General features: G+C 36.8%; 15 protein-coding genes and 1 tRNA gene. 8 read left to right on the plus strand and 8 right to left on the minus strand.

Annotation, left to right across the window (positions count from 1 at the left end; genetic code table 11):
• Positions 1 to 129 precede the first annotated feature (129 nt).
• The 3 genes from BZK16_RS02885 to htpG form a co-directional block, all read right to left on the minus strand.
• Complete coding sequence (locus tag BZK16_RS02885) at positions 130 to 459, minus strand: hypothetical protein (RefSeq protein ID WP_077927407.1); 330 nt, start codon at positions 457 to 459, stop codon at positions 130 to 132.
• A 393-nt stretch (positions 460 to 852) separates the two neighbouring features.
• Positions 853 to 943 (minus strand) — tRNA-Ser (locus tag BZK16_RS02895).
• An 87-nt stretch (positions 944 to 1030) separates the two neighbouring features.
• Positions 1031 to 2932, minus strand: a complete 1902-nt coding sequence (gene htpG, locus BZK16_RS02900) for a molecular chaperone HtpG (protein ID WP_077927409.1) — start codon at positions 2930 to 2932, stop codon at positions 1031 to 1033.
• 164 nt (positions 2933 to 3096) lie between these two features.
• Here htpG and BZK16_RS02905 point away from each other — a divergent pair, with 164 nt between their 5' ends.
• From BZK16_RS02905 to BZK16_RS02920, 4 genes are all read left to right on the plus strand, one after another.
• Positions 3097 to 3717 (plus strand): XRE family transcriptional regulator, encoded by a 621-nt coding sequence (locus tag BZK16_RS02905; RefSeq protein ID WP_077927410.1) that lies wholly within the window; start codon positions 3097 to 3099, stop codon positions 3715 to 3717.
• 293 nt (positions 3718 to 4010) lie between these two features.
• On the plus strand, positions 4011 to 4274 hold the full coding sequence (locus tag BZK16_RS02910; protein ID WP_077927411.1) for a hypothetical protein: 264 nt from the start codon (positions 4011 to 4013) through the stop codon (positions 4272 to 4274).
• Positions 4275 to 4355: 81 nt separating this feature from the next.
• Positions 4356 to 7835: a DNA polymerase III subunit alpha gene (dnaE, locus tag BZK16_RS02915; RefSeq protein ID WP_077927412.1), complete on the plus strand. Its 3480-nt coding sequence runs from the start codon at positions 4356 to 4358 to the stop codon at positions 7833 to 7835.
• Positions 7836 to 7844: 9 nt separating this feature from the next.
• Positions 7845 to 8762 (plus strand): LysR substrate-binding domain-containing protein, encoded by a 918-nt coding sequence (locus tag BZK16_RS02920; protein WP_233145170.1) that lies wholly within the window; start codon positions 7845 to 7847, stop codon positions 8760 to 8762.
• Between the two features lie 245 nt (positions 8763 to 9007).
• Here the strand turns inward: BZK16_RS02920 and BZK16_RS14225 are convergent, their stop codons facing one another.
• The gene (locus BZK16_RS14225) at positions 9008 to 9175 is read right to left on the minus strand and encodes a hypothetical protein (protein ID WP_158076795.1); all 168 of its coding nucleotides are present in this window, start codon (positions 9173 to 9175) and stop codon (positions 9008 to 9010) included.
• Positions 9176 to 9342: 167 nt separating this feature from the next.
• Between BZK16_RS14225 and cbiB the strand changes: the two genes are divergently transcribed.
• The 4 genes from cbiB (at position 9343) to BZK16_RS02940 (ending at position 12972) form a co-directional block, all read left to right on the plus strand.
• Complete coding sequence (gene cbiB, locus BZK16_RS02925; protein ID WP_077927677.1) at positions 9343 to 10302, plus strand: adenosylcobinamide-phosphate synthase CbiB; 960 nt, start codon at positions 9343 to 9345, stop codon at positions 10300 to 10302.
• A 9-nt stretch (positions 10303 to 10311) separates the two neighbouring features.
• Positions 10312 to 11325, plus strand: coding sequence for an aminotransferase class I/II-fold pyridoxal phosphate-dependent enzyme (locus BZK16_RS02930; protein WP_077927413.1), 1014 nt, complete (start codon positions 10312 to 10314; stop codon positions 11323 to 11325).
• Between the two features lie 67 nt (positions 11326 to 11392).
• Positions 11393 to 12118, plus strand: a complete 726-nt coding sequence (locus tag BZK16_RS02935) for an aminotransferase class I/II-fold pyridoxal phosphate-dependent enzyme (protein ID WP_233145171.1) — start codon at positions 11393 to 11395, stop codon at positions 12116 to 12118.
• Positions 12004 to 12972, plus strand: a complete 969-nt coding sequence (locus tag BZK16_RS02940; RefSeq protein WP_233145190.1) for a PLP-dependent transferase — start codon at positions 12004 to 12006, stop codon at positions 12970 to 12972. Before BZK16_RS02935 ends, BZK16_RS02940 begins: the two co-directional genes overlap by 115 nt.
• 71 nt (positions 12973 to 13043) lie before the next feature.
• Here the strand turns inward: BZK16_RS02940 and BZK16_RS02945 are convergent, their stop codons facing one another.
• From BZK16_RS02945 to fdhF, 4 genes are all read right to left on the minus strand, one after another.
• Positions 13044 to 13865: an NAD-dependent epimerase/dehydratase family protein gene (locus BZK16_RS02945; RefSeq protein WP_077927415.1), complete on the minus strand. Its 822-nt coding sequence runs from the start codon at positions 13863 to 13865 to the stop codon at positions 13044 to 13046.
• Between the two features lie 89 nt (positions 13866 to 13954).
• Positions 13955 to 14140 carry a DUF2511 domain-containing protein gene (locus BZK16_RS14840; protein ID WP_077927416.1) on the minus strand — a complete coding sequence of 62 codons (186 nt, stop codon included), beginning with the start codon at positions 14138 to 14140 and terminating at the stop codon, positions 13955 to 13957.
• Positions 14124 to 14945: a hypothetical protein gene (locus BZK16_RS02955; protein WP_077927417.1), complete on the minus strand. Its 822-nt coding sequence runs from the start codon at positions 14943 to 14945 to the stop codon at positions 14124 to 14126. The genes BZK16_RS14840 and BZK16_RS02955 overlap by 17 nt, the downstream gene beginning before the upstream one ends.
• Before the next feature lie 22 nt (positions 14946 to 14967).
• A complete protein-coding gene (fdhF, locus tag BZK16_RS02960; RefSeq protein WP_077927418.1) occupies positions 14968 to 17115 on the minus strand; it encodes a formate dehydrogenase subunit alpha in 2148 nt (715 codons plus the stop codon).
• Positions 17116 to 17129 lie beyond the last annotated feature (14 nt).

The raw sequence follows: 17129 nt of genomic DNA on the forward strand, positions 1-17129 counted from the left end.
ATAATTGGGTAATCATTTTTTAAAAAAGCGAAGAATTCTACCATAAATTATTATGACTTATTATTTATATAAATATATTTATACCATGACATACTAAAAGCCCCTTTCGGAACTTGTTTAAAAAATAAATTATTTTTTTCTGCTGTATGAATGATCTATTTCAGATCTATCAAATTCTTTCAGGATAATTCTGCCATCCTCATTTACTATAAATCCAAAGCAATCTTTTTCTATGCACTTTTCAAAGTATATGAGATAAACCTCTTCATAAAGCTTCACCGACTTATCAATATATTGCTTATAGTTACCGCTAACAATTTTCTCTTTCACCTCTTGCCCAAACCTTCGACCAGACCACTCACCTACAGAAGCACTAATCATATAAAGATTAAAAGAAATTAGTGTTAAGGTAAAAACTAATACAAATATTGCTCCAAGTAAGATAATTGCTAATTCCATCTGTTTTTACGTTTAGTTATAGGCTTCTGTGTTTTTTTAGAGAAATATAATACTAGACCTATGAATATAGCAGCTCCTATCATTACCCCAATTAATATAAATTTTGCAAGAAAATTATCATTACTTAAAAATGCAAAAAACAAGAATACGCCCTGCACTATTACATAAGACATAGCAAACCATATAGGATGATCCATATTTTTTGTTAAAAAGTACAAAGAACAATATATAGAATAGATATAAGTAACTATGACTATTATTAATAACCATAACAACTGAATTTTATTGAAGCTATAATAATTATCTAAATAAAAAATTGGCGGGGTATTTAATACTGCAAGGTACGATACATTAGCGAAAAGCCCGATATAATCGGGCTTTCAGCATTCTAATTGGCGGAGAAGGAGGGATTCGAACCCTCGATACGCTATTAACGTATACGCCCTTAGCAGGGGCGCGCCTTCAGCCTCTCGGCCACTTCTCCGTAAGAAGTGAGATGTATTATAGAGAAAAAATCTCAGTTGTAAAGCCTAGTTTTGCTTAAAAAGTAGTCTTTACGTCATAATGCATACTATTTCATCAATCTATTTAAGCGATTCACGAATTCAGATGGGTTTTCCAACTGCGAACCTTCCAATAATAACGCTTCTTCATAAATTAGCATAGCTAAATCATCCGCAACGGCATTATCAGTCTCACGTGCAATACGTTCAACCAATGGATGCTTCGTATTAATTTCCAACCAAGGCTTCATACTTGGCACATCATGCCCTGCTTCTTTCAACATTTTCTCAAAGTGACTACTTAAAGCATATTCATTGCGAACCAATACAGATGCTGAGTTTGTTAAACGCTTAGAAACTTTTACATTTTCAACTTTTTCACCCAATACATTAGTGAGTTTATCGATGATTGCTTTGTCTTCATTGCTTAATTCAGGCTCTTCTTTTTTCTCATCTTCAGATTTATCATCCAAATTCACATCGCCTTTTGCGATATTTACGAATTTCTTACCTTCAAATTCGGATAAGAAGCCCATCATCCAATCATCGATCACATCTGTCATCAAGATTACCTCATAACCTTTAGAGCGATAAATCTCTAAATGCGGGCTGTTTTTCGCCGTGTTCAAGTTATCTGTTGTGATGAAATATATATTCTCTTGTCCTTCTTTCATTCTGCCGATGTAATCTGCAAATGAAACTTCTTCTGCATCATTCTCTGTAGAAGCAAAACGTAAGAGCTTAGCGATATTTTCTTTGTTCGATGCATCTTCACCGATACCTTCTTTGATCACGCGGCCAAATTCTTTATAGAATGTTGCATACTTTTCTTTTTCATCACCTGTCGCCAAGTTATTCAACATGGTTAACACGCGGCGAGTAACACCTTGCTTAATAGAATCTAATGTAGAAGATGATTGCAAAATTTCACGAGAAACGTTCAACGGCAAATCAACTGTATCTACAACACCTTTCACAAAACGCAAATAACGTGGAATCAATTTATCTGTCGCATTCATGATGAACACACGGCGCACAAATAACTGCAAACCATAATCTTGGTTTTGTTCCCACATATTTTGCTGCGCATGCTCTGGCACAAACAATAAAGAAGTATAGTTAACTTTGCCTTCTACTTTATTATGCGACCACAATAAAGGATCCGCATAATCATGGCTAATGTGTTTGTAGAATGCTTTGTATTCGTCTTCTGTCACATCTTTTTTATCACGCTGCCAAATAGATGTTGCAGAGTTAATTTGTTCAATTTCAATTTCTGAAACTGTTGTTGGCTCTTCGCCTTCTTGTTCTGCTGGCACAGTTTTCGTGCGTTCAATTTCCATCATCACAGGATAAGCAATATGATCAGAATATTTAGTAATGATCGAACGAATTGACCATTCATTCAATAAATCAACATGCTCATCACGCATGTGCAAAGTAATTTCTGTGCCTGCAACTGCTTTCGATGTGTTTTCTAAAGAGAATTCACCTTCGCCTGCTGATTCCCAAATTACAGCACTATCTTCTGGCTCACCAGCTTTACGCGTTGTTAATGTTACTTTGTCTGCAACAATGAATGCAGAATAGAAACCCACACCAAACTGGCCAATCAAGTTAGATACATCTTTTTGATTTTCTTCTAATTTTTCTAAAAATGCTTTCGTGCCTGATTTGGCGATTGTACCAATATTTTCAATCACTTCATCACGATTCATACCGATACCATTATCTCTAATGGTTAATGTTTTTTGTGTAGCATCCATTGTGATGAAGATTTCAGGATTACCTTGATTCTCAATCAATTTAGCATCTGTCAAACCTTCAAAACGGCGCTTATCCAAAGCATCCGATGCGTTTGAGATTAATTCACGCAAAAATATTTCATGATTCGAATACAAAGAGTGAATCATTAACTTTAATAACTGATTAACTTCTGTTTGAAATTGCATTGTTTCTTTTTGGCTCATAACTTCTCCAGTGTTTACCATTAATTGATCTACAAATTTGATAGTTATGAATATGGGCACTGGTTTAGTAATTTCAAGAGAGAATTCTTCATAAAGCTAGACTTTTCCTTGTTATTTTTATAACTATAAGTTATATTGACTCTCGTAAATTAAGGAGAGTTTATATGAAAGATACAGCTGATCGAATCAATCATTTGATCGAAGAGAGAAAAATCTCTCAGGAAATTCTCGCAGCCGATGTGGGCATTTCACAAGCCGCAATCTCTAAAATCTGCCAAGGCAGAACTAAGAGAAGCCGCTTTTTACCACAGATTGCTGAATACTTTAGTGTGGCAGAAAATTGGTTATTATTTGGTGAAGAAACCATAGATGAAGATGAAGTTTTAGTACCATTTTATAAAGATGTGCAGCTATCAGCAGGTTATGGCGCCAGTGAATTCGATGATTATGAAGGCAGAACGATCCGCTTTACTTTAGATACATTAAGAGAAGCAAATGTCACACCCAAAGATGCCATTTGCGTAACAGTCAAAGGCGATAGCATGGAACCTGTTTTCAAAAATGGTTCAACGGTTGGCATTGATTTATCACGCAAAAAAATTATTGATGGTGATGTTTATGCAATTAATAATGATGGCTTATTACAAATGAAACGCCTTAAGCAAAAAACAGGCAGCGTGATTACGGTGGAATCTTATAACCGCGAAGAATACCCAGCTTTTGATGTTTCCTTAGAACAAGTTGAAGTCATTGGCCGTGTTTTTTGGTATTCAACTGTTATGTAATTAATATTTAATACATTATTTTCAATAAATACCCCATGATAGAAATATTTTGGGGCATTTTTTATAACTAAAAATTACTTTTTCAGTTGCCAAATGAAACACAAATATAACTTTAAGTAATCAATAAAAACAAACCCGATAAAACTAATATATTGATTTTAAATAAACAAGTACAAATAAAAGAATTCCTATAACAATATTCATAACTTTTTATGCAAAATAATTTGACACTTTTATAACTAAAGTTATAATTAAGTTATATTCATTAACAACGAGAACTTAAGGTGACACATATGATTAAGCAAGAACGTTTTCAACAGTTATTCAATTCTCTTTCACAACAAGAAAAAGATAGCATTGTGAACAGCGCGATTTCATTAAGCGAACAATTCAAAGCAAGCTCTATTGCCGAGTTGATGTGCGAAAGTCATTATCACGCCAAAGAAGCTATGCAAACCTTCCGCTTCAAAAAACAACGCATTCACCATGCAACACTATTCGCAGCCTTACAACATGCAATGCGCAATCGTATGGGACCATTAATGGCGGCTGCATAAGTGAATCCTTTTTGTTAAACAGCGAATCCTTTCTCCGTGATACAATGGTTAATTTTCACCATCACATGACGAAGGATTCACATGCGTTTTGTCCATTTAAATCTTCACACTGAGTTTTCCATTGCCGATGGTTTAATCCGAATTAAACCCTTATTTGGTAAATTAAAAGATCAAGGTGTTGAATCTGTTGCAATTACAGATATTGGGAACGCATTTGGCGTCATTAAATTTTATGAAACCGCATTAAAGAATGGCATTAAGCCCATTATTGGTGCGGAATGTTATGTGAAAGATGGCAACGAAACCATTGGTAGAATTACTTTATTAGCTCAGAACTATGATGGTTATTTAAGTTTATCCAACTTATTAAGTGAAGGTTATCGTCATGGGCAAGAACGTGGCGTCCCACATATTACTTATGATTGGTTGACTCAATATCACAATGGTTTGATCATCATTGCTGGTAAAGAAAGCCCAATTGGCACAACATTATTAACGCGCAAAGAAGAAGATTGGGCTGAATCGCTCAAATCATTTGAAGCATTTAAAGATCGTTTATATTTAGGACTTTCAAGAACACAACAAGAGAATGATGAAACATTCATCACAGTGGCTAAGCAATTTGCGTTAGCACACAACTTACCTTTAGTTGCGGTCAATAATGTACGGTTCTTAGATAAAAGCGATTTTGATGCTCATGAAATCCGTTCCTGTATTCAAGCAGGTAATGTCATCTCTGATTCTAAACGCCCACGTTTATACAGTGAAGAGCAATATCTCAAATCACCTGAAGAGATGATTGAGCTATTTGCTGATATTCCTGAAGCTATTGAGAATACAGTTGAGATTGCAAAGCGTTGTACTGTACCTTTATCTTTATATAAACCATGCTTGCCAAACTTCCCTATTCCTAATGGAATGACAATGGATGAATATTTCCGTCATTTATCTCATGAAGGCTTGAAAGATCGCATTGGAACAGATCATCCTGAACAAAAAAAATACTTAGAGCGATTAGAAATTGAACTCAACGTTATCATTAACATGGGATTCCCTGGCTATTTCTTAATCGTTGCGGACTTTATTCAATGGTCAAAAGACAATGATATCCCTGTTGGCCCTGGCCGAGGTTCAGGTGCAGGTTCATTGGTGGCTTGGGCATTGAAAATTACAGACTTAGATCCACTGCCTTATGACTTACTATTTGAACGATTCTTGAACCCAGAACGTGTTTCCATGCCCGACTTTGACGTTGACTTCTGCATGGAAGGCCGAGATCGTGTGATTGAATATGTTGCAGAGAAATATGGTCGTGATGCTGTATCTCAGATTGCAACGCACGGTACAATGGCTGCTAAAGCTGTAATTCGTGACGTTGGTCGTGCATTGGGTCATCCTTATGGCTTTGTGGATCGCATTGCTAAATTGATTCCTTTTGATCTTGGCATTACGCTTGAAAAAGCATTAATGCAAGAGCCTGAATTACATGATCTTTATGAGAATGATGAAGAAGTTAAAGAGCTCATCAACTACGCGAAGCAATTAGAAGGTCTAACTAAATCAGTAGGTCGACATGCTGGTGGCGTTGTAATTTCTCCTACAACTATCACAGATTTCTCACCCTTATATTGTGAAGAAGGCAGCGAAGCTTTAGTTGCACAATATGATAAGAGTGATGTTGAATCTGCGGGCTTAGTGAAGTTCGACTTCTTGGGATTAAGAACGCTCACAATCATTAACTGGGCCATTCAAAATATCAAAAAAACGCGCAATCTAAATATTAATATTCTAGATATTCCGTTGGATGATAAACCTGCCTTTGATCTCTTAAAATCTTGTAAAACAACTGCTGTATTCCAGCTTGAATCCCGTGGCATGAAAGATTTGATCCGCCGATTACAGCCTGATACTTTTGAAGATATCATCGCACTTGTGGCATTATTCCGCCCTGGTCCTTTGGAATCAGGCATGGTTGAAGACTTTATCAACCGTAAACATGGCCGTGCTGAAATTGAATATCCTTTTGAAGAATTAGAAACTGTATTAGCTCCAACTTATGGTGTCATTGTTTACCAAGAACAAGTTATGCAGATTTCACAGGTTATTGGTAACTATACATTGGGCGGTGCTGACTTATTGCGTCGTGCAATGGGTAAAAAACTCCCTGAAGAGATGGAAAAACAGCGTGGCTTATTCATGCAAGGTGCTGAAGAACTTGGCTTTGATAAAGAAAAAGCTGGTGCGCTCTTTGACTTGATGGAAAAGTTTGCAGGCTATGGTTTCAACAAATCTCACTCCGCCGCTTATGCTCTAGTTTCTTATCAGACAGCCTATTTGAAAGCCCATTATCCTGCTGAGTTTATGGCAGCAGTATTATCATCCGATATGGATAATACTGAAAAAGTTGTGACATTCATCGAAGAATGTGAAGACATGAAGCTCACAGTTTTACCGCCAAGCGTGAATTTATCTCATTATAAATTCACTGTAAACAATCAAGGTGAAGTGATATATGGCTTGGGTGCAATCAAAGGTATCGGTGAAGCAGCTGCTTTACAAGCCATTGAAGAGATGCAAACTAATGGTCGCTATGTTGATCTATTCGATTTTTGTCGCCGTGTTGATTTATCCAAAATGAATCGCCGTGTTATTGAAATTTTAATCAAAGCAGGTGCATTGGATGATTTATCACCAAAAGTATTAAAAATTCCTGAAAAATGTCAATTCCGCGCAAATTTATTGGCAACATTACCTGAAGCCATTCACTCAGCAGAACAACATCTACGTAATTTGAACTCAGGACAAGAAGATCTATTTGGATTATTTGGTGGTGATTCAGCACAAGATGTCATGCCAGCTAATACACATTTAACAGAAACAGATGCTTGGTCTGAGCGTATTTTATTAGAAAATGAAAGTGATACTTTAGGTTTTTATCTCACAACTCATCCGATTAATCGTTATCGTCAGGAACTAAAATCCATCACAACACATCCGATTGGTGAGATTTTATCTATGCCTGAACCTGCTTATCGAATTGCTCGTGCTAAAGAGCCTGAATCTACAATTGCAGGTTTAGTCATTGGTATCAGAAGTAAATTCAATCAGAAAGGTCTCAAGATGACTTTTGTGACATTGGATGATCGCTCTGGCAGAATGGAATTGCGCTTATATGATGAACATTTGGAACAGTTAAGCCAACCATTAACAACCAAATCGATATTAATTGTAAAAGGCACATTAACATGGGATGATTTTAATGGCGGCATGCGCATTCGCCCATTAGAATTACAACATCTTGAAGCAGTTCGTGATACCTCTGCTAAATCTCTTGCCTTAACAAATATCGCACCTTTTGAAATTGAAAAAGTGCAAAAATTAATCCAATTGATGAATGAGCACAAACAAGATAATGGCAAGCCTGTTTATCTAAAATACAATACAGATTATGCCAACATTTTGCTAAACTTAGGACAGGATTGGAGTTTACAGCTCACGGATGAATTGCTTGAGAAACTTTCTAGCCAATTCCATGAACTTTCCATGAAAGTACAATATTAAGGAGTTTATATGCGCATGGTGGATCTTAACCAACTTTATTACTTTGCCAAAATTGTCGAATATGGCGGCATTAGCGAAGCAAGCAAGCACTTGCGCATTCCTAAATCTAAACTTAGCCGCCATTTAGCAGTTTTAGAAGAAGAGTTGGGTGTACGTTTAATTCACCGTACTACTCGCCATTTCTCTGTCACAGATATTGGACAAACTTATTACACTCATTGCCAAGCGATGCTTGATAAAGCGGAAGTTGCACAAGCTTCTATCATGGAAGCACAAACAAAACCGCGTGGATTAATTCGCATTACCTGCCCAATTACGTTGCTGCATATGTCCGTAGAAGATATGATTGCGAGCTTTGTAAAAGAAAATCCTGAAGTGGATATGATTGTTGATGCAACTAATCGCCGCATTGATCTCGTGCATGAAGGTGTTGATATTGCACTTCGCGTAATTAAACCGCCCTTTGAAGATAGTGAATATGTCATGAAGCGCTTAAGCATTCGTGAACAAGTTTTAGTGGCCAGCTCCGATTTAATTGAACAAATTGGCGAAGCTCATACGCCAAAAGATTTGCATATTTATCCATCCATGGCGCATAGCCAACATCGTGATCGCAATCACTGGGAATTTGTGGATCATTACAATAATACAACTGTGATCCCATTCAGCCCTAAATTCATGACAACAGATTTATCGCTACTAAGAAAAGCTGCATTAAATGGGATTGGCATCGTTAAATTGCCACTAATGGTTGTTCATGAAGATGTTAAAGCAGGAAAATTAATACGCATTCTGCCAGATTGGCATTTCCAAGATGAGGTTGTGCACGCAGTTTACCCTTCTCGTCGTGGTGTTATCCCTGCAATTCGTAGCTTTTTAGATCATTTAGAGAAAGAATTTCTAGAGCTTGATAAATCTCAATGCTGATTTAAAATTATAACTGTATTTTTCGCATATTTATATATACAATTAACATTGTTTATTTATGTAAAATTATGAAATGAAAAAACTGTTCTACCTAACCATACCAGAGAAAATCATGCTATCTTTATTGATAGTTCTGGTTTCTCTATTGGCATTTTCTTCTTATGAAAAAAAAAATAAGTATGGTAATTTTATTAATAATATTCAAAATTGCTCTGGTGAAGCTCATTTTCATCCACATACGCCCATTACTTCCCGAGATTAAAAGTTGAAATAGGCGTATTGAATACAACAACTTCTTTATTCTGATGCTTTACAGCCAACCAATCATCCACTCTATTCAACTGTCCTGTTACCAATCCAAAAATAAATAAAGCTACGATCACGATGAATAAATTTTTAGAGATAGTTTTCATGTTTTGCCTCTTTAAATGAACAACGATTAATTTATAATTAAACATTGTATTATTAATAAATAAAAAAGCAATGTTTTTTTATTATTTTTTCATGCTCTTCTCGAAAAGCCACAATAATGCTATTGTTAGAGGATATAACAACGAATACATTTTCTGATGGTGAAATGATGAGTTTAATTACAATATGGCTAGCAGCTATTACTGATATTTTCTGGGGAGATCCTAACTACCGTTATCACCCTGTTCGCATCATTGGTAATGCAATTACATTCATAGAAAAGAAGCTACGCAAACATTGCTTGAATGATCGTGCTTTGAAAATTGCAGGCATTTTCCTTACGATATTGATTGTTTTAGGCACTTATCTCGCAATTCACTTTCTCATTGCAATCGCCAATCAATATAGCAGTTTACTTGCGACATTTATTTCCATCTTTCTCATTTACTCATTCTTAGCACTACAATCTTTAGTGGATGCTGCTAATGGTATTTATTATTCATTAAAAAATGATCCCATCGCACAAACTCGCCATAAACTTGCCATGATTGTAGGTAGAGATACACAACAATTGAATGAACAACAGATCACTAAAGCGACAGTAGAAACAGTTGCAGAAAATAGTGTAGATGGCGTGATTGCACCATTATTTTTCTTATTCATTGGCGGTGTACCATTGATGGCAGCCTATAAAGCCATTAACACATTAGATTCTATGGTTGGCTATCAAAACAGCCATTATAAAGCAATCGGCTGGTGCTCAGCTAAATTGGATGACATTGCTAACTATATTCCTGCTCGTTTAAGTTTATTGTTCATCACAGCGAGCGCTATATTATTAAAATTAGATTATAAAAATGCGTGGAAAATTGGCCGACGTGACTGCTACCAACATAAAAGCCCTAATAGTGCTTGGTCTGAAGCCACTGTTTCAGGTGCTTTAAACATTCAATTGGGTGGCGGCAATTATTATCATGGCATTTACGTAGATAAGCCAACCATTGGTGATGATATTCATCCAATTAATATCAATCATATCAAGCAAACCAACCGTTTAATTTATGGTGCTTGTGCCATTGCTTTAGTATCATTCACACTCATTTTTTTAGTATTTAAATTCGTATTTTAAAGGTTTTCAATGATTAATGGCCATGGTGATGATTATTTCAATTTTAATCATATTGAGATTAATTTCAGTAGTAACGTTTATCAATCACCAGCGATCCCTGCTTTACAACAATATTTGGCGGATCAACTCCATTTAATCACGCGCTATCCTGAGCCTGATGCTGCTTCACTGAAAAAACTATTATCAGAAGTTGATCAAATTTCTGAACAGCAACTTTGGATCACTAATGGTGCCATTGAAGCGATTTACCTTATTGCACAAGCCTTTCAAAATCAACGAACAACTATTCTAGCGCCCACTTTTAGTGAATATGCAGATGCTTCATGCATTCACAATCTATCCATTCAATATATCTCTGACATTAGAGATTTTAATGGCGATAGCGAACTTTTTTGGCTATGTAATCCCAATAATCCAACGGGCATTTATTGGGATGATGAAACACTCATTGCGCTATTTAAGCAATATCCACACACAACTTTTGTGGTGGATGAATCCTATTTGGCTTTCGTTCAAAGCGCTAGAAAAAAATCTTTTCCTTATCAACATTTACCCAATGTCATCACATTGCATTCATTGACGAAATGCTTTGCCATTCCTGGTTTGCGCTTGGGCTATTTATCAGCATCTGCATCTTTGATTCAAAAAATCAGCCATTACGCAATGCCTTGGTCTGTGAATCAATTAGCCATTGAAGCAGGTAAATTCCTCACGAAATACAAAGATAAATTTGCGGTGCCTTTAATCAATTTATTGAATGATACTGAAACTTTGCGCAATGCGCTGAATCAAATCCCGATGCTATCTGCATTACCGACACAAACTCATTTCTTTTTAGTGCAAATTCAAAATGAAATCATGACAGCCCATGAATTGAAAAAAATCTTAGGCGAAGAACATGGTATTTTAATCCGTGATTGTGCAAACTTTGAAGGATTAACACCCTATCATTTTCGGATTGCAACACAAAAAAAAGAAGCAAATGAATCCCTCATCAATACCCTACAAATGATTTTCAATTAGTACTTAAATTTCCCGCTAGATGTTGCTATATTCATTAATCTTACAAAAATATTAGGCGGGATTTAAAATGGCGGATTCACAGTGTAAAGGTTTTAACAGTCAACTCTTATCAGCAGATAAAAGCATCAAAGATGCACATGGTGCGATTAATACACCAATTTATCGTACAGCGGCTTATGAATTTCCAAGCTCACAAGCGATTGCAGATGCTTTCCAAAATAAAGAGATGATTCCTTCACATACTTATTCGCGCATCAGTAATCCTACCGTTGAGAGTTTAGAGAAAAAGATCAAAGCCATTTCTGGTGGCGACAATGTCATGTTATTCAGCTCTGGTATGGGCGCAATTTCCAATGCATTTATGGCATTGGCTTATGCAGGCAGTAATATTGTCACTTCTCCCCATTTATTTGGCAATACTTTTGCTTTTTTCCAATTCACATTGGCTGAATTTGGCGTAGAAGTTCGCTTTGTGGATACAGATGATTTATCTGCGATTGAAAATGCCATTGATGAAAATACTTGCGCGTTTTTTTGTGAAGTGCTCACCAATCCTCATCTAGAAATTGCAGATCTAGCCAATATTTCTCCAATTTTGAAAAAGCATAATGTGCCAATGGTTGTGGATACAACGGTCATTCCTTGGTGCGGATTTGATGCGAANCTGGTATGGGCGCAATTTCCAATGCATTTATGGCATTGGCTTATGCAGGCAGTAATATTGTCACTTCTCCCCATTTATTTGGCAATACTTTTGCTTTTTTCCAATTCACATTGGCTGAATTTGGCGTAGAAGTTCGCTTTGTGGATACAGATGATTTATCTGCGATTGAAAATGCCATTGATGAAAATACTTGCGCGTTTTTTTGTGAAGTGCTCACCAATCCTCATCTAGAAATTGCAGATCTAGCCAATATTTCTCCAATTTTGAAAAAGCATAATGTGCCAATGGTTGTGGATACAACGGTCATTCCTTGGTGCGGATTTGATGCGAAAAAATTTGGCGTAGATATTGAAGTGGTTTCCACGACTAAATACATTTCAGGCGGTGCAACCAGTTTGGGTGGCGCTATTGTGGATTATGGCTCATTTGATTGGTCAAAGCATCCTCGCTTGAAAAAGGTTACACCACAAGCACCATTCTCTGTTTTCATGTTCAAAATTAAACGAGAAATCGCCCGTAATTTTGGTGCAAACATGGATCCTGATACAGCATTTTTCCAATCATTGGGCTTAGAAACATTAACATTGCGCTATGAAAAAATGAGCAAAAATGCTTATGAGCTGGCAAAATTCTTAGAAACTTTACCGCAAATTATGAAAGTTTCTTACACACAATTAGATAGCTCACCTTATAAAAAATTATCAGATGAAATGTTTAAAGATCACCCAGGTGCAATGCTAACATTTGACTTAAAAGATCAAGCAACATGCTTTGCTTTTATGGATAAATTACAACTCATCAAACGTGCGACAAACCTATTTGATAACAATAGCTTGATCATTCATCCTGCTTCAACAATTTATGGCACATTTACCGCAGAAATGCGCAAAGTGATTGGCATTGAAGATACATTAATTCGCATGTCGGTTGGCTTAGAAGAATTGGAAGATATCAAAGCGGATATTCTCCAAGCATTGCAATAAGAGCTTTTATACGCACCCAAATCAATAATCCTCGCTGAAGCGAGGATTATTTTATACAACATCCAATTTAATTAAACCTCATAAATTGAACCTTGATATTGAAATGGAAAATCACGTGTGATTTTACTGCCATCCACATAAGATGCACGCGTTGGGCGAGCCAATTCAGCTTCATCAAAGATTGGTAATGGCAAACGATGATCCACCGCTACTTTATTATAATATTCATAACGCGTTGGATGCATTGCAACGACAACATTATAAATCTGTTTTTCATCCCAATTGCCCGCAATAATCGCCGCAATCGCATTCACTGCATCCACTCGATGAACCATGTTAATGCTGTGATTTGGGTGATCAAAATGTGTTTTCTTCTGCAACCAATTTTGTGGCAAGCGATCATCACCAAATAATCCACCTAAGCGCACAATTGCCACAGGAATTTTAACTGCTGCCAACAATGCTTCTTCTGCTGCTAAAACAGCATCACCTGAATCTGTGATTGGCTCACAATAAGATTGCTCTGTCACAATATTCGCTTGCTTGCCATACACAGAAATTGAGCTTGTGAATACAATACGTTTTGCTCCGCAATATTCAGCTGTTTTTGCTAAAGCAGCCACAATAGATGCATACTTTTTCACGCCATGATGACCGTTTGGTGGCAATGTAATTACCAAAGTATCACAGCTGAATAATGCTTTGATATTTGGATTTCTAAGTGATAGATCCAAAGTTGTATTCAACAATTGGCAATTCAAACCCAATGCTTGCGCTTGCTCTACGCCTTCTGTTGATGCTTTTGAGCCTTGAACATCATAACCATCCTTTTGCAATTTCTCTGCCAACGGCAAACCTAGCCAGCCCAAGCCAACGATGGAGACTTTTTCCATGTTTATTATCCAACCAAATGGAGGGATTATAGCGTAATTCTATTCCAGATAATTAATTTATAAAGAAAGAGCTATTTGCAAAAAATCACTCATAGCCCCCCAACTATGGCCACCCCAGACTCATGCGGAAAATCAAGCTTATAATAGGAACTAGCCGTACCATTTAAAGCATAATCATATCCATCAATAGTAATTATGCACCAATGTTTTTTACGGCACTCAACAATTACTTCATCAACATAAAAAGGCCATTCTTTATCATAATCCTGTCTCATTATTTTTTACTGATCTGTATTCTGGATTATGAATTCTCTCACGCTCATCCTCACTAGTACGCTTGTGCCTCCTGATCTTAGTAGCTTTATGGCGAGTAGTGTATTTTCGATAATCTTTTTCTCCGAATTTTCTTGATTGAGATGTTGAAAACTCATCAGAATATATAAGACCAAACTCACTAGCTACCAAATACCCTAAGCTTTTAGCCTCGCTTCCTAAATTATTAAAAATAATCTGTCGTGATAGTGCAGCTATAAGCTTTTCAATAATAATGACAACATGGCGAGCTATTTCACTATGCCATTCTAAATGGTTATCATTCTTCACTTGCAGATCTCTTTGGAAGTTCTCCCATAAATTAGCAGGATTCTTATCACCCGGCTTGTCACTACCACAAATTACATCAAAGTTATAATATCGTCCAAATTTTCCAAATTCCGAGATAATGTTAAGGAAACCATTAAGCTCTGCGGAATTTTCTAAAAAATCATAGTCATACTCGTATTGTAGAGGTAGAATTCCAGTGAAATACTTAGGTATAATTTCCTTATATAATAGCCTGCTCAAATTATGCCCATCATGACTTAAATATTTTGCTGGTGGAAATTCACTATGAATATTGAAATATGCTAAACATATATAACTTTTGAAAAATCTCTCAACCCCTTGAGATAACAACTGAAAAGGTAAAAAATGAAAATCATTGAGATAATTTAAATTCTGTATTTCACCTAACCCTAGCTGAATAAGATTATTTGCTGTTTCTAACTCTTCAATTAATAATATTTTTTTTATAGCATTCATATTCGATCAATACCTATTTACTTCAAAAACTCACCACATTATTCAACGATTCCTTAATTTGCACATAAGTTTCTTGCACATAATTCTCTGCCCAAGTTTGATCATCAATCACTTCAAGTTTAACTGCACAATGTTTATATTCAGGAGTTTTAGTAATAGGATCACCCACATCTAGTGTGAGTTTATTACATGCGCCAATCCACCATTGATATGTCATATAAACCGCACCTTTATTCACTCGTTCATTGAAATTAGCGCGCGTCATTACTTGCCCACGGCATGATGCAATCCATACTAAATCTTGATCTTTGATACCCATTCGCATTGCATCTTCAGGATGAATCTGCATAAATCCAGGTTCGTCTGCCAAAGTTTGTAATGCGCTACAATTGCCTGTCATAGATCGGCAAGAATAGTGTCCAACCTCACGAACAGTAGATAATATGAAAGGATATTCTTGATCAGTTTTCTCTAATGGCGGGCGCCATTCTGTGGCATATAACTGACCTTTTTTCGATGGTGTCGAGAATAGATTATCTTTATATAGCCATTCCGTACCTTGATGATTTTCATCAGGGCAAGGCCATTGAACATGCCCTAAACCTTCTAATTTTTCATAAGTGACACCAGAAAAAGATGGACACAGCATTCGCATTTCATCCCAAATTTCTTTTGTATTGGTATAACTCATGGGATAGCCCATCGCTGTGGACATCAAACTGATGATCTGCCAATCTGTTTTTACATCGCCTTTAGGCTCTACAGCTTTATTGAAGTGTTGGAAGCCACGATCAGCAGAAGTATAAACGCCTTCATGTTCCCCCCAAGATGTTGCAGGAAATACAACATCCGCCATTAAAGCTGTTTTGGTCATAAAGATATCTTGCACAATCACAAATTCTAATTGCTCAAAGGATTGCTGAACCATAGATAAATCAGCTTCCGTTTGCATTGGATCTTCGCCCATCACATAAAATGCTTTGATCTTATCTTCATGCACCACTAAGTGCGGCACTTCACTTAAGAATTCACCCACTTTATCAGGCAAAGATTCTACATTCCAAGCTTTGGCAAATTTCTCACGCACTTTTGCATCCGTCACAGATTGATAACCTGGGAATTGATTCGGTAAAGCACCCATATCACAAGCGCCCTGCACGTTATTTTGCCCGCGCACAGGTGAAATCCCCACATTAGGGCGACCTAAGTTACCTGTTAACAATGCCAAACTTGCTAAGGTTTTAACAGCATCCACGCCTTGATTCCATTGTGTTACGCCCATTCCCCACATGATCAAAGCGCCCGATGATTTAGCATACATTCGTGCGGCTTCACGTATTTTTTGTGCAGGAATTCCTGTAATGGTTTCAGAATATTCTGGCGCATATTGCTGAACCGTTTGCCTCATAGCTTCAAAGCCTTCTGTGAACTGGTTCACATAATTGGCTTTATAGAGTTTTTCCTCAATGATCACATGAACAAAAGCATTCAACAGTGCGACATTCGTACCATTTTTAAGTGGCAACCACAAATCTGCAATGCGAGCAGTTTCAATATAACGAGGATCGCACACAATGATCTTCGCACCTTTCTCTTTTGCTTTGATGACACGACGCGCGATGATCGGATGAGAATCCGCAGCGTTATAACCAAAGACCAAAATGCAATCTGCATCCTCAATTTCATTGATTGAGTTGCTCATTGCGCCGTTTCCTACAGTTTGTTGCAGACCTGCAACAGATGGTGCATGTCACACCCGAGCACAACAATCTATGTTGTTTGTCCCTACAACTGCACGTGTAAATTTTTGCATCAGATAATTCACTTCATTGCCTGGCCCGCGAGATGAACCTGTCAAGTAAATGCTATCTGAGCCATATTGATCTTTAATTTTAGAGAGATTTTCAGAAGCAAAGCTAATCGCCTCTTCCCACGAAACGGGCTGTAATGGCTCGTTACGATTTTTACGCATCATTGGTGTTGTTAAACGTGGTGTTAAGATTTTCGTATCATTGATAAAATCCCAACCATAATAGCCTTTTAAGCACAATTCGCCTTGATTTGTATAGCCATCTGCACCTTCAGCACCGACAACTTTACCATCTTCCACCATCAAGTAGAGCTTACAACCTGATGCACAATAAGGACACACTGTTAAAACTTTTTCCACAATATTCTCCCTCA

It is taken from the genome of Wohlfahrtiimonas populi, assembly GCF_002006795.1.
Classification (GTDB): Bacteria; Pseudomonadota; Gammaproteobacteria; order Cardiobacteriales; family Wohlfahrtiimonadaceae; genus Wohlfahrtiimonas; species Wohlfahrtiimonas populi.